The organism is Kitasatospora sp. NPDC005751, assembly GCF_040630835.1.
Lineage (GTDB): Bacteria > Actinomycetota > Actinomycetes > Streptomycetales > Streptomycetaceae > Kitasatospora.
Genome location: NZ_JBEXYC010000014.1, coordinates 149276 through 162977, shown reverse-complemented (window position 1 = coordinate 162977; position 13702 = coordinate 149276). Strand labels below are relative to the sequence as shown.

Annotated in this window: 7 protein-coding genes, 1 tRNA gene and 1 pseudogene; 4 read left to right on the top strand and 5 right to left on the bottom strand. The window is 76.6% G+C overall.

Annotated elements, in window-relative coordinates:
• Window positions 1-328: 328 nt before the first annotated feature.
• Both ABZ497_RS16670 and ABZ497_RS16665 read right to left on the bottom strand, forming a co-directional pair.
• A pseudogene (locus ABZ497_RS16670) lies at window positions 329-1672 on the bottom strand (PP2C family protein-serine/threonine phosphatase); the annotation flags it as partial.
• 171 nt (window positions 1673-1843) lie between these two features.
• Window positions 1844-3211: an FAD-dependent oxidoreductase gene (locus ABZ497_RS16665; protein ID WP_329492195.1), complete on the bottom strand. Its 1368-nt coding sequence runs from the start codon at window positions 3209-3211 to the stop codon at window positions 1844-1846.
• Between the two features lie 599 nt (window positions 3212-3810).
• Here ABZ497_RS16665 and ABZ497_RS16660 point away from each other — a divergent pair.
• On the top strand, window positions 3811-4728 hold the full coding sequence (locus ABZ497_RS16660; RefSeq protein ID WP_359805765.1) for a helix-turn-helix domain-containing protein: 918 nt from the start codon (window positions 3811-3813) through the stop codon (window positions 4726-4728).
• 334 nt (window positions 4729-5062) lie between these two features.
• Window positions 5063-7321, top strand: a complete 2259-nt coding sequence (locus ABZ497_RS16655) for a sigma-70 family RNA polymerase sigma factor (protein ID WP_359805763.1) — start codon at window positions 5063-5065, stop codon at window positions 7319-7321.
• 41 nt (window positions 7322-7362) lie between these two features.
• Here the strand turns inward: ABZ497_RS16655 and ABZ497_RS16650 are convergent, their stop codons facing one another.
• The 3 genes from ABZ497_RS16650 to ABZ497_RS16640 all read right to left on the bottom strand — a co-directional run bounded on the left by ABZ497_RS16650 (window position 7363) and on the right by ABZ497_RS16640 (window position 11161).
• The gene (locus ABZ497_RS16650; RefSeq protein ID WP_329489075.1) at window positions 7363-8067 is read right to left on the bottom strand and encodes a DsbA family oxidoreductase; all 705 of its coding nucleotides are present in this window, start codon (window positions 8065-8067) and stop codon (window positions 7363-7365) included.
• A gap of 253 nt (window positions 8068-8320) precedes the next feature.
• Window positions 8321-8842: a universal stress protein gene (locus tag ABZ497_RS16645; RefSeq protein WP_329489074.1), complete on the bottom strand. Its 522-nt coding sequence runs from the start codon at window positions 8840-8842 to the stop codon at window positions 8321-8323.
• A 147-nt stretch (window positions 8843-8989) separates the two neighbouring features.
• Window positions 8990-11161: an asparagine synthase-related protein gene (locus ABZ497_RS16640; protein ID WP_359805759.1), complete on the bottom strand. Its 2172-nt coding sequence runs from the start codon at window positions 11159-11161 to the stop codon at window positions 8990-8992.
• Window positions 11162-11900: 739 nt separating this feature from the next.
• Here ABZ497_RS16640 and ABZ497_RS16635 point away from each other — a divergent pair.
• Together ABZ497_RS16635 and ABZ497_RS16630 are read left to right on the top strand one after the other, a co-directional pair.
• Entirely contained in the window at window positions 11901-13328 is a 1428-nt protein-coding gene (locus tag ABZ497_RS16635; RefSeq protein ID WP_329489072.1) for an MFS transporter, read from the top strand.
• Window positions 13329-13395: 67 nt separating this feature from the next.
• Window positions 13396-13457, top strand: a tRNA-Ser gene (locus ABZ497_RS16630).
• The last annotated feature ends 245 nt before the right edge of the window (window positions 13458-13702 follow it).

Below are 13702 nucleotides of genomic sequence, written 5' to 3'. Positions count from 1 at the left end.
GCTTCGTTCATCCAACTCGCTGGTGTCTTCTCGGGCTTGACGCCCTGTCCGACGTTTCAAACTCTAGCCGATCCCCGCCCCGAAAGGCGAATCCGACCGCAATCCATATAAACAGGCATGACGAATAAGGCATGAGCTACACCGTCAATATGACAGCGCACAGCCCAGACCGAGCCGAAATGGTGTTTCCAGGGATTGGCCGCCTCGGGACCGTCCGCGTTGATACGTGTCCGGTGCTCCCAGCCAGGCAGCTCGAAGAACACTAGACCTGTCAGGGGGTCGAGTCAAGTGCCGCTCCCAGCTCCGGGAGGGCGGGCAGGCTCTCCTCGGCCGGCAGCTGGAAGGCCAGGATGGCGACGTCGTCGTCGTGGTCCGAACTGACGCCCATGGCCCGGAGCAGCCGGGCGCAGATCACCTCGGGAGCGCCGGCGGCCCCGGCGAGCGTCCGGGCGAGCAGGTCGAGGCCCTGGTCGATGTCCTCGTCCCGGCGCTCCACCAGACCGTCCGTATAGAGGACGCCGGTGGTGCCGGGGAGCAGCCGCAGGGTGTGGGAGAGGTGGACGCCGCCGCCGGTGCCCAGGGGCGGGCCGTTCTGCTCCTCGCTGCGCAGGATGGTGCCGTCGGGGCAGCGGAGCAGCATCGGCAGGTGTCCCGCGGAGGCGTAGGTGAGGGCGTGGCGCTCCGGGTCCCAGACCGCGTAGGTGCAGGTGGCGATCTGGTTGGCGTCGATCTCCATCGCGAGGCCGTCGAGCAGGCGCATCACCTCGTGCGGCGGCAGGTCGAGCCGGGCGTAGGCCCGGACGGCGGTGCGGAGCTGGCCCATCACGGCGGCGGCGCGCAGGCCGCGCCCCATCACGTCGCCGATGACCAGCGCGGTGCGGCCGCCGTCGATGGCGATGACGTCGTACCAGTCACCGCCGACCGCGGCCTCCGCGCCACCGGGCTGGTAGGTGGCGGCGACCCGGAGGTCGGCTGGCTGGTCGAGCTTCTGGGGGAGCAGGCTCCGCTGGAGGGTGACGGCGGCCTCGCGCTGGCGGCGTTCGGCCTCGCGCAGCCGGGTGGCGGCGAGCACCTGGTCGGTGACCTCGGCGGCGAAGATGAGGACGCCGGCGGGCAGCGCGTCCCTCGGCTCCTCGCCCTCCACCATCTCGGTCCGGCCCTCGGCCCTGTTCTCGCGCCGGCCGTCCACCCGGCTCTCGGCCCGGCTCTCGTGCCGGCTGAGCGGGACGCAGGAGACGTTGTAGTAGCGGTTGCCGGTGAGCCCGAGGATGCAACGGGCCTTGACGCTGCGCGGGCTGCCGCCGCGGATGACCTGGTCCATCAGCGGCAGGACGCCCATGGTGCCGAGCTCGGGCAGTGCCTCGCAGGCGGGCAGGCCGGTGGGCCGGTCGCCGAAGAGTTCGCGGTAGGCGCGGTTGGCGTAGCCGAGCTGGTGCAGCGGGCCGTAGGTGACGGCGACCGGGGCGGGGATGCGGTTCAGCACCTCGCGCAGGTCTTGGGGCCGCTGCGGGTCGAGTACCTCGGTGGGGCTGACGAGGCTGGTGGGGTCGCGGGGGCTGGGGACGACCACGCCGTCGCCGGACGGCGTGCCCTGGTCGGTGCCGCGCCCAGCGGGCGGGGCGGTCCGCCACGGGGCTCCGGTGAGCCGGGCGCTCCAGCGCATGAGGTTCAAACGACGGCCGCTTCCTCGTTTACCAGGCATATCATCACTTTTTGTGTGCGGACTGCCACACCGGGTAATGACTCGGTCGGGCCGATCCTGTCAGGCGGAGGCCCGATTCCGGAAGTCGCGCGCGCTGGGCGCGGCCGTCTTGTCGGTCACAGCCGGCCGCCGGCGCCGCCCTCAGGTCGGCCGGTCGTCGGCGCCGCCCTTGCCGAAGCCGGCCTCGAACTCCGAACGCGGGTGCTCCACCGTCCCGAGCGAGACCACCTCCCGGGAGAACAGCCCGCCGAGCACCCAGTCCATCAGCACCCGCACCCGCCGGTCCGCGCTCGGCAGCCGACGCAGGTGCCGGGCCCGGTGCAGCCACCAGGCGCGACGGCCGGTGAGCCGGCCGCCCCCGCTGGTGTGGGCGACCGCGCGGCCCAGGCCCAGCGAGGTCGAGCAGGCCGCGCGGTCCGGCCGGTACTCGACGATGCCCTCGGCGCGCGGGCCGCCCTCCAGGGCGACGAGCACGTTGGCGGCGAGCAGCTCGGCCTGGGCGAAGGCGTGCTGGGCGTTGGGCGCGCAGGGCGCCCCGTCCGCGTGCGGGTCGGGAACGGCGGCGCAGTCCCCGGCGGCCCAGACCCCGGGCAGTGCCCGCCCGTCCGGGCCGACCGCCTGGAGGGTGGCCAGACAGCGGATCCGGCCGGCGGTGTCCAGCGGCAGGTCGGTGTCGCGCAGCAGCGGGGACGGGCGCACCCCGGCCGTCCAGACCAGGGTCCGGGCGGCGAACCGGCTGCCGTCGGAGAGCGCCATCACCCGGTCGGCGGCCGACTCCAGCCTGGTGCCCAGGCGGACGTCGACGCTGCGCTCGCGCAGTTCGGCCAGGGTGTGCGCGGCCAGCTCGGGCGACTCCTCGGCGAGGATCCGGTCGGTGGCCTCGACCAGGACCCAGCGCAGGTCCCCGGGGCTGATGTTGTGGTAGCCGCGGACGGCGGTGCGCGCCATGTCCTCCAGTTCGGCGAGCGCGCCGACGCCGGCGTAGCCCGCGCCGACGAAGACGAAGGTGAGCGCGGCCTGGCGCAGGGCCGGGTCACGGGTCGCGGAGGCCAGGTCGAGCTGTTCCAGGACGTGGTTGCGCAGGCTCACCGCCTCGCCGACGGTGGAGAACCCCAGCCCGTGCTCGGCCAGCCCGGGCACCGGCGCCGTCCGGGAGACCGAGCCGGGGGCCACCACCAGGACGTCGTAGTCGAGCTCGACCGGGGCGGGCGGTTCCCCGCGGGCGGCGGCGTCGGCCCAGGCGCGGCGGGTGCCGTGCTCGATCCGGGTGATCCGGGCGGTGAGCACCCGGCAGTCCGGCAGGGCCCGGCGCAGCGGGACGACCACGTGGCGGGGGTCGATCGAGCCGGCCGCGACCTCGGCGAGCAAGGGGTGGTACGTCAAGTAGGACTGCGGTTCGACCACGGTGATCTCCGCCTCGCCCCGGCGCAGCCGTTCGCGCAGGCCGCGCTGGAGGTGCAGCGCGGTGGACATCCCGGCGCAGCCGCCGCCGACGATCAGAATTCTGATGGCGAACCTCCTGCCGATGCGACCTGTCCCCGGCCCTCGGCCGGGGGTGCCCCCCACCACGCCCTCAATGAAGGACCGTCGGAGGGCCTCTTGTCCACCGTCCGTGCCGGGTCGGTTGGGGCGGGAGTTGCCCCGTGGTGCCAGATGTGCTGCCTGGGTGAGTTTCTGACGCACTTTCGGCTTCGAACGGCCGTGAACTATGGTCGGATTGTGCATCGGGGCGGCCATCGCCATGACAACTGGCGGCGACGCACCGTGGAGCGGCCATTACGGCCAGTTCCAGTGTTGGCGCGTAAACCCGACTGCGGGACGGTGTTCCGGGGAAGGGTAGTTCCCGGACGAGGCCCCGTGGGGTGCCGACGCGCCAGGCCGGATGTGCGGTCCCGGCCCGGTGGCACCGGTCGTGGCGGAGTCCGCATGGCCTTGCGTGCGCGGTCGTCGTGCGCGTGCGGTCTGGCGTCACCCGGACGCGGCTTGCGTCACAACCGACTACGAGCGATGGGTCATCGGGTCATTTCTGACAGGCGGAGCTGCACCGGGGGGTGCAGGGGCGGGCGACGGCAGGGTCCGGGATCGGGCACCTGCGGGGGAGAGTTGGGATGATGGAGCAGGAGCGACTGTTGGGCCGGGCGGCGGTACCGCGCGTCGGCCAGGGCGTGGTGCCGGAGCAACGCAGCCCCGCGGACCTGCCACCGCAGGCCGCGGTGGCGTACGCGGCGGTCCACTACCCGGCCGAACCGCCGCAGGGCGGTGGCGGACCGGTGTCCGGTGCCCGGCTGCGGGTGGACGCCCGGCGGAACCTGGAGAGCGTGCTGCGCGCGGCCCGCGAGGTGTTCGGCGAGTTCGGCTACGGCGCGCCGATGGAGGAGGTCGCGCGCCGGGCCGGGGTCGGGGTGGGCACGGTGTACCGGCGCTTCCCGAGCAAGGAGGTGCTGGTCCAGCGGATCGCCGCCGAGGAGGTGGCGTGGCTGACCGCCCAGGCGCGGGAGTCGCTGTACGGCGGCGGTGGTGCCTGGGAGTCGCTGGCCGGCTACCTGGCGCGGGCGGTGAGTACGGGGGCCGGGCGGCTGCTGCCGCCGGAGGCCTTCCGGTACGCGGAGGAGCTGGGCAGGGTGCCCGAGCAGCGCTCGGGGGATCCGGCCGGCGCGGGTGCCCTGCTCGGCAACCGGTTCGAGCCGAGGCCCGGCGGGCTGCCGGAGGGCGGCGGAGAGCCCGCGGCCGACGCGGACCCGCGGCAGTTGCTGCAACTGCTCGCCGCCCTGGTGGCGCGCGCGGGCGCGGCCGGGGAGCTGCGGCCGGGGGTGACGGTCGCGGACGTGGTGCTGGTGCTGACCGCTTCGGTTCCGGTGCACGCCTCGCGCGGCGTGCCGGGGGCGGACCCGTACACGGCGCCCGTGTCGGCCGCGTTCGGCGGCGCGTTCCCGGCGGCGGGCGGCCAGCAGACGGACGGTCAACCCGTCGAAGGACCGGCCGACCGGCTGCTGCGGATCCTGCTGGACGGCCTCCGGGCGCGCTGATCCCACCAATCTGGTGGCCGCGGGCCCAGGAGGGCAAGGGAGTTGAGGATCAACCCGGCGTGAGCGGCTCAGCCGCGCGCCGGGTGCGGCCGCCGCCGCGCCGGTGCACCGGACGGGGCGAACACATCCTCGACGGCCCCTCGGAAGAGTGGGTCGCGGCGGTCCGGCTACCGCCCAACTCTGCGCTATGCCATCCTTTGCCCGTGGTTGGAGCCAATGTCCCGATGCGCGCCGTTCGCGCGCCCTCGGCGCCGTACAGCGGGGAACCGTGCGCTCACGCACTCCCGTGCGCTCTGCCGCACTACGGGGGCTGTCGTGGAATCTGGGGTCCGTTGTGAGCGCCGAGGAACAGAACGACTACGGCTACGGCCTCGACTTCGGCCGCTCCGGCCCGGGCGGACCGAACGGCGGGACGGGTGGCGCGGACGGGGGCCCCGGCAGGGCGGGGCACGGGCCGGGGCAGGCGCCCGGCGCGGTGCCGAGCGCGTCGGGGCAGGTGCCTGACCAGGCCGGGATGCCCAGCCGCGAGACCCTCTCCGCCTCCGACGCGTACCCGCAGACCCGCGTCCCCGGCCAGGCGCCGGCCGGCCGCGGCGGCGTGGCCCCGGAGGCCTTCGTCGACGACGGCTCCCGCGCCCGGCCAACCGTACCGGCCCCCGCCGACCCGGTGGACGGCGAGCGCCCGGCCTCCGACGCCGAGTTGACCGCCCGGGTGCGGGCCGGCGACGACGCCGCGTACGAGGAGATCTACCGCCGGCACGCCGACTCGGTGCGCCGCTACGCGCGGACCTGCTGCCGGGACAGCTTCACCGCCGAGGACCTGGCAGGCGAGGTGTTCGCCCGCACGCTGCAGGCGCTGCGGGCGGGCAAGGGGCCGGAGTTCGCCGTCCGCGCCTATCTGCTGACCGCCGTCCGCAACGTCGCCGCGGCCTGGACCCGCAGTGAGCGGCGCGAGCAACTCGTCGACGACTTCAGCACGTTCGCGCAGACCTCGGCCGCCACCGTCGACCTGGACCTGGCCGACCCGGGGGCCGACGCCTGGGCGATGGCGCTGGCCGACCAGCGCATGGTGATGCAGGCCTACGCCGAACTGCCCGAGGACGACCGGATGGTGCTCTGGCACACCGAGGTCGAACGGGAGTCCCCCAAGACCGTCGCGGTGATGCTCGGCAAGACCGCCAACGCCACCGCCGTCCAGGCGCACCGGGCCCGCGACCGGCTGGCCGCGGCCTTCCTCCAGGCCCATGTCTCGGGCAGCCAGGCCAGGGCCTGCGAGGCGTACGCCAACCGGCTCGGCGCCTACGCGCGCGGCTCGCTGCGCAAGCGGGCGTCCGCGGAGGTCGGCCGGCACCTGCGGGAGTGCGACCGGTGCACGGCCGCCTGCCTGGAGCTGTCCGAGATCAACCACAGCCTGCGGGCGCTGCTGCCCGGCGGCGTCCTGGTCTGGGTGGGGGTGGGCGGCTTCAGCGCCGCCGCTGCCGCCGTGGGCGGTGCGGCGGCGGTCGGCGGCGCGGCCGCGGGAACGGCGGCGGCCGCCGCGGGCGGCGCGGCCGGCGGGACCTCCGGGGCGACGGCAGGCGCCGCGGCCGGGTCCGCGGGTGGCGCGGCCGGCGGAAGCGGTGGCGCCGCCGCGGCGGCGGGCGAGGGCCTGGGCATGGCGGCCAAGGCGGGCATCGCGGCCGCGGTCGCCGTGGCGGCGGCCGCCGTCGCCGCCTACGCGCTGACCGGCTCGCCCGAGCCGAAGCCCCCGCTGGCCGCGCCGCCGGCCTCCTCCCCGGCCCTACCGGCGCCGCCGCCGGTGGCACCGGTACCGAGCGCGGCGCCGCGCACCCCCGATCCGGTCCCGGTGGTGGAACCCGCGCCGAGCCCCTCCGCCACCCCGTCACCGACGCCGGCGCCCTCCGTCGCACCGCGCCCGGCGCCGAAGGCCGTGCCGCCGCCCGCGCCGAGCAGCCCGGCCGCGTCCTCCCCCGCACCGGCCCCGCCCTCGCCGCGGCCGACCCGGCCGACCCCTCCGCCGCTGCCGCCGGTACCCGTGGTGCCGACCCCGACGCCGCCCCCGGTACCCACCCCCGAGGTGCCGGTCCTGCCCACCCCGACTCCCCCGCCGCTGCCGACCCCGACCGTCACACCGCCGGCTCCGACCGACTTCTGGGCCGACCACCTGCCCGTGCTGAAGCCCGGCAACAACCGGGTGCCGGCGTCGGCCCCGAGCATCCGGCAGCGCGGCAGCGACTGGTTCTGGCAGCGCGACAGCGTCTCGATCGGCGGCACCCCCCGGGCCCACGGCATCACCGTGCACGCACCCGCGACCACGGTGATCGACCTCAACCGCGGCTGCACGGCCTTCGACGCGGTGGCCGGGGTGGACGACATCGCCGCCTCGATCGGCGGCGTGGTCTTCTCGGTGCAGGGCGGCGACGGCCGTACCCTGTGGCGCTCGCCGCCGCTGGCCACCGGGGACGACGCGGTGCCGGTGCACGTGCCGCTGGCCGGGCAGACGTCGATCCGGCTGGTGGTCACACCGGCGCACGGCGTCTGGTCGGCACTGAACGTGTCCGACTGGGCCGAGGCCCGCTTCAGGTGTGCCTGAAGCGGGCCCCGGGAGGGTGCCGGCGGTCCCGGTAGGGCCGGTCAGACGGCGCAGGAGCCGTCCGCGCAGGCCTCGCCGGCCGCGACGACCGGCACCGGCGCGGGCCGGCGCTCGCCGATCTCCTCGGCGACCTGCTCCAGCACCTTGCGGAAGGTCTCGGCGTCCTGGCCGCCCTGGACGGCCCACTTGCCCTCGAAGACGAAGGTCGGCACGGCGGTGATGCCCAGCTCGCGGGCCTCGGCGAGCTGGGCGCTCACCTCGGCGGCGCCCTCGTCGCCCGCGAGGTAGGCCGCCACCCGGTCGCCGTCCAGGCCCGCGGACACCGCCAGCCGGGTCAGCGCGGCGCGGTCGCCGACGTCCACCCCGTCGCTGAAGTGGGCCTTGAGCAGTGCCTCCTTCAGCCGGCCCTGCGCCGCCGCGCCGTACTCGGTCCCGGCGAGGTGGAGCAGCCGGTGGCCGAGGAAGGTGTTGGCGTGCAGCGCGGCGTCGAAGTCGTAGCTGATGCCCTCGGCGCGGCCCAGCTCGGCCACCCGGGCGTCCATCGCGACGGACTGCGGGCCGTAGCGCTCGGCCAGCCACGCGCGGTGCGGGCTCGCGGTGGCCGGGGCGTCCGGCACCAGCTGGTACGGCCGGTAGACCACCTCGACGTCCTCCTTGCCCGCGAAGCCGTCCAGCGCCTGCTCGAAGCGGCGCTTGCCGATGTAGCACCAGGGGCAGGCGATGTCGGAGTAGATCTCGACCTTCATGGCGGCGGTTCTCCAGGGGTGGGGAGGGCGGGGTTCCGGGATAGGTGAACGATGAACCATCTCGGGACATTCCCGGCGCGCGAGCGCTCCCCTCCCACCTCCCGGCGGGCCGCGCACTCCGGCGCGGAGCGTGCCAGACCGGCGCGGGACCGTGCCCGGGCGCCCCCGGCCGGCCTCCGTGGCCCGGCGGCCGGCCGGGGGTCGGCTCAGCGGCCGGCCGGGGGTCGGCTCAGCGGTCGGCCCGGCGGCCGGCTCAGCGGTCCGGGGGCGCGGGGACGATCAGGACCGGACAGGCCGCGTGGTGGACGGCGGCCGAGCCGACCGAGCCCAGCAGCAGCCGGCCGAAGCCGCCGTTGCCCCGGGTGCCGAGCACCAGCGTGTGCTGCCGGGCCGAGGCCGCCAGCAGCACCTCGATCACGTTGCCGAGCACCACGTGCAGCGACAGCTCCCCCGCGTACGGGCGGAGCCGGGCCCGCTGCACCGCCGCCACCGCACGGCGCAGGCCGTCCGCCATGCTCTCGACCAGCGTCTCGACGCTCTCCTGGACCAGTTCGGCCATCCCCGGCGGGTACCCGGTCGGGGCCGGGTTGACCACCGCGAGCACGTACAGCGGCAGTTCGAACCGCTCGGCCTCGGTCATCGCCCGGTCCAGCGCCCAGAGCGAACCGTCCGAGCCGTCGCACGCGGCCAGCACCCCCGGCGGACGGCCCGTCGGCGGCCGGCCGAGCACCGAGAGCAGGACGGGGACGGACGGATCCGGGCTGGCGCTGGTCACCACGGCCTCCACGGGGACGGGACGGGATGGCGTCATGATCACCCGCCCGGGGGACGGCGCCCGCGAGCCGCGCCGAACCGGGCGCCGCCGCCCGGCCGCCCCGGCCCGGCCACCGGGGTCGGGCCACCGCGGTCGCACGCGTCGGGGTCAGGCGAAGCGGGCGGCGGGGAGGGCGGTGCGCCGGGCGAGGGGCAGGCCGGTCCAGCAGGCGCCGTGCCGCCGGGCGCGGACCCGGCGGAGCCAGAGTTCGGTGGAGACCAGCTCGGCGAGCCCGGCCAGGGTGCCGGGTGCGAGCGGCGCGTCGGGGTCGGCGCAGCGGGCCAGCCCGGCCCGGACGGCGGGGAGGTCGATCAGCCCGGCCTCGGCGAGCAGCGGGGCGTCGAAGAGCTCGGCGATGCCGTCGGCGGCGAGCCGCAGGCCCGCCCGGGCGGGGGCGGTGCGGTCGGGGCGGGGGCCGCGGCCCCAGTCGAGCGGCAGGTCCGTCCGGCCGGCCCCGGTGAGGACGGCGTGCAGCAGGGCGTGCCGGGCGCCGGGCTGGAGCCGGATGTCGTCGGGCAGCAGCCGGCTCGCCCGGACCACCTGGTTGTCCAGGAACGGCGCGTGCAGCCGCTGGCCGGGCTGCTCGGCGGCGTGCACCAGCGTGCGGAACCCGCGCGCGTGCCGGTGCAGGGCGTACCGGGCCCGGCGCACGCCCGGTGGCTCGGCGGGCGCCGGTCCGCGCGCTGCCAGCCGCAGCCGCAGCGCGACCGCGGAGAGCGCCTCGTCGGAGAGCCAGCGGGCCGCCGGTCCGGGGACGCACCAGAGCAGGTCGTCGGCCGAGCGGGCGCCCGCCGTACCGCCGCCGTCCGGGACGTGCCGCAGCGTCAGCCGGACGGCGGCGTCGTCGAGCGCGTCGGCGTAGCGGATCCGGGAGAGCCGGTGGGCCGCGCGCACCACGGTGAGCGGGGTGCGCAGCGCGCCCGCCAGGACGCCCGCCGTCACCCGGTCGGCGCCGGCCAGGGCGGCGACCGGGGGCAGCAGCTCGCGCGGGCGGCCGGCCCGGACGAGGTCGGCCAGCCGGGCCGGGTGGCCGTCCAGGACCTGGCGGGCCCCGTACCCGGTGAGGTGGTCGGTGCCGCCGGCGTCGAAGCGGGCCGCGGCGCGGGCGGCGGCGATCAGCTCCGGACCGGGCTCGTCGGTGAGGCGTCCGGTCTGCGGGTCGGCCACCAGGTCGGCGTACGGGAGGGTGTCCGGCCCGGGGGCGAGCACCGTGTGCCGCAGCCGGGGCGTGTGGGGGGCGATCGCCAGGGTGGCCGGGCCCTCGCTCTCGCCCAGGGTGACGGCGGCCAGTGGCTCGGGAGCGGACCGGCCCGGGGCGGACGCCCGGGCCCAGGAGCCCTTGACCGCGCCGTTCCTGGCCCGCGCTCCGGGTACCGCGGCCGGTCCGGCGACGGCGGGCACGGGTGCGGGGGCGGGTCCGGCGACGGGTGCGGGCGGGACGGCGGCGGCGAGCAGGGCGACGGTGGCCGAGGCCGTCCCGTACGAGAGGTCGACCCCCAGCCGGGCCCGGCCGGGGCCGGCGGCGCCGGCGGCGGGGGTGCGGACCCGGGACCGGACGGACTCCAGCAGGGCGCGGGTGAGTTCGCGGACGGCCGGTGCCTCGCCGCGCGGCCGCGGCCCGCCGCCGGGCTCGTCGTACGCCGCGAGGTAGGGGCGGCCGCCGCGGATGGCCAGGGTGTGCCCGGGCGGTACCCGCTGCACGCCGAGGTACGGGGTGCCGGTGCCGAGCGCCTCCGGGGACTCCGGGCAGGCGAGCCGGGCGGCGAGGTGGCCGGTGTCCAGCGGGGCGCCGATCAGATCGGCGAGCGGGAGGGCGGCGGTGGCGTACGCGGTGCCGTCGGCCCAGGGGGTGTGGAAGACGGGCCGGGCGCCGGCCAGGTCGGTGAGCAGCGCGGTGGACCGGGTGCCGGTGCGCAGGACGACGGTGTAGCTGCCGGGCCAGGTGGTGAGGTGGCGGACGGCGCCGCCGCGGGCGGCGGCGAGGCCGGCGGCGAGTTCGGCGTCGGTGGCGCCGCAGTGGCCGATGACGGCGAGCCGGGTGGTCGCGGGGGTGTCCTCGACCGGGTCGGGCGCGCCGGCACCGGTGGTGACGACGGCGGGGGCGCCGGGGCGCAGGGTGACCAGCCGGATCTCCTCGGGGCGCCAGTCGCCGACCGCCCAGAGGGGGTTGGGGCCGGTCCACAGGGGGCGCGCGGCGATCGGTGCCACCGCTCCGGGCGGCTCGTGCGCCGGGGCACCCGCTCGGGGCGCACCCGTGCTCCAGCCCGTCAGCCACCGCATCGCGCCTCCACCGGACGAGGACCAGCACCGTGCGGCGCGTCCGCCGGCGGGCGGCCCGGCCGGGCCGTGGCGCGCCGCGGCGACCGGCCGCCGCGATCGGGCGCGCCGTCAGGAGACATCGTGCCACCGCTCGTCCGTCCCGTGACCGGAGTTGTCGTTTCCGATTCGCCGGGCGGGGCCCCCGGGGGTGCGGCGGGCACACCGGACGGTCCGGCCGGAGCGGCCGCGCGGGCCGCGTCTCGGCCGGGCGGGCCGGGCCTTCCCCTCCCCGGCCCGGACCGCCCTTTCGCCGCCTTTGTCATGGCCATCGCGAGATGGCCGAAAGGCGTCGTCCGGCCCGGGAGGGCATCCGCATGCCCTCCCGGACTTCGCCGCCGTCCGCGGGGATTGAGACGGCGGCATCCCCCGGCCCGCCGGGTCCTCGACGGCGGGCCGACCCACGACCACCAGCGAATCGCCGACCAGCCGGTCGGGCCAGGGGGCACGGCCGGGCGCACATCGACACGGGACCGGAGCACAACGCTCCGGCGCGCGGCCGGCCCGATCGCCCCCGGCCATGTCCGCGCGGTCCGCCCGGGCCCGCCGGAGCGCCCGCCGCCGATCGGCGGGTGCGCGATCCCGCCATCCGGAATGCGGCCTCTTAACCCTCGGAACGCGTCCGACTACTCTAGGTACAGCAGCTACGGCCCGGTGCCGCCCGGGCCCCGCGCACAAGGCCGCAGGAGGTGCCGCCGCCACCATGACCATCAGCCCACGAGGACCGAACGAACGGCTCGGCACGCTCCTGACCCTCGCCCAGATCAGCAACGCCGGCCTGGCCCGGAGGGTCAACGACCTGGGCGCGCAACGGGGTTTGACGCTGCGCTACGACAAGACCTCGGTGGCCCGGTGGGTCAGCAAGGGCATGGTCCCGCAGGGCCCGGTCCCGCACCTGATCGCCACCGCGATCGGCGGCAAGCTCGGCCGGCCGGTGCCGCTGGAGGAGATCGGCCTCGGCGACACCGACCCGGCGCCCGAACTCGGCCTGGCCTTCCCGCGCGAGGTGTCCGAGGCGGTCCGCTCGGCCACCGACCTCTGGCGGGTCGACCTCGACCTGCGGCGCGGCCCCGGCGGCGGCCGCTGGAGCGACAGCCTGGCCGGCACCTTCTCGGTCGCCGCGTACGCGACGCCCGTCTCCCGCTGGCTGATCAACCCGGCGGACGGCTCGGTGGCCCGCGAGGCGCCGCGCACGCCCGCCGAGGCGGGCTCGTACCGGGTCGGCCACTCGGACGCCGCCAAGCTCCGCGAGGCCGCCCAGGAGGCCCGCCGCTGGGACTCCAAGTACGGTGGCGGGGACTGGCGTTCGTCGATGGTGCCGGAGTGCCTGCGGGTGGAGGCGGCGCCGCTGCTGCTGGCCTCCTACAGCGACGCGGTGGGCCGGGCACTGTTCGGTGCCACGGCCGAACTCACCCGGCTGGCCGGGTGGATGGCCTTCGACACCGGCCAGCACGAGGCCGCCCAGCGGTACTACATCCAGGCGCTTCGGCTCGCCCGCGCCGCCGCCGACGTTCCGCTCGGCGGCTACGTGCTGGCCTCGATGAGCCTGCAGGCCGGCTACCGGGGCTTCGCCGAGGAGGCGGTCGACCTCGCGCAGGCCGCGCTGGAGCGCAACCGCGGGCTGGCCACCGCCCGCACCATGAGCTTCTTCCACCTGGTCGAGGCCCGGGCCCAGGCCAAGGCCCGCAACGCCGCCGCGTGCGCGACGGCGCTCGGCGCCGCGGAGAACGCGCTGGAACGGGCGCGCGCCGGGGATCCCGATCCGGCCTGGATCGACTTCTACGCCTACGACCGCCTCGCCGCCGACGCCGCCGAGTGCTTCCGCGACCTCGGAGTGCCCTCCAAGGTCCGCCAGTTCACCCGGGAGGCGCTGGCCCGGCCCACCGAGGGGTTCGTCCGCTCGCACGGGCTGCGGCTGGTCGTCTCGGCGATGGCCGAGGCCGAGGCGGGCGACCTGGACGCGGCGGTCGCGGCCGGGGAGCGGGCCGTCGAGGTCGCCGGCCGGATCTCCTCGCAGCGCAGCCGCGAGTACGTGGTCGAGATGCTGCGCCGCCTCGAACCCTTCCAGGGGGAGCGCCGGGTGAGGGAACTGACGGAACGGGCGCGCGCGGTGATCGTCGCCCCGGCGTAGCGGGCCCGGCGGTAATTCGGATGCACCGGCGGGAGAGGCCTGGCTATCGTCTCTCTCGTCCAGGTGCGCAGGCAGAGGTTACTTCCACTCTTCATGGGCAGGTCGCGGGTTCGAGTCCCGCCGCCGGCACTCGTGCCGGTGTAGCTCAGTCGGCAGAGCAGCTTCGTCACCTCAGCCGCCATCGATCTCTGGACACCCATACCTCAATAGGTTTTCCGCACCTCCCGGTGCGACGGCAGCGGTTACTTCGTGGAGCGCCCCCAGCGGGGCGCGGTGAACCGGACAACAACACCGCCGCCACCTCGATCTCGGGAGGCACAGCGCCGGGGGGTGCCCGGTGCGCAGGCGGGGGTTACTTCGGATCTTGCGGTTCC

What these genes read in the sequence shown, in the direction of transcription:
- ABZ497_RS16640 (WP_359805759.1), bottom strand. Translation starts at nt 11,161, where the DNA reads ATGCGGTGGCTGACGGGCTGGAGCACGGGTGCGCCCCGAGCGGGTGCC.
- ABZ497_RS16635 (WP_329489072.1), top strand. Translation starts at nt 11,901, where the DNA reads ATGACCATCAGCCCACGAGGACCGAACGAACGGCTCGGCACGCTCCTG.
- ABZ497_RS16660 (WP_359805765.1), top strand. Translation starts at nt 3,811, where the DNA reads ATGATGGAGCAGGAGCGACTGTTGGGCCGGGCGGCGGTACCGCGCGTC.
- ABZ497_RS16650 (WP_329489075.1), bottom strand. Translation starts at nt 8,067, where the DNA reads ATGAAGGTCGAGATCTACTCCGACATCGCCTGCCCCTGGTGCTACATC.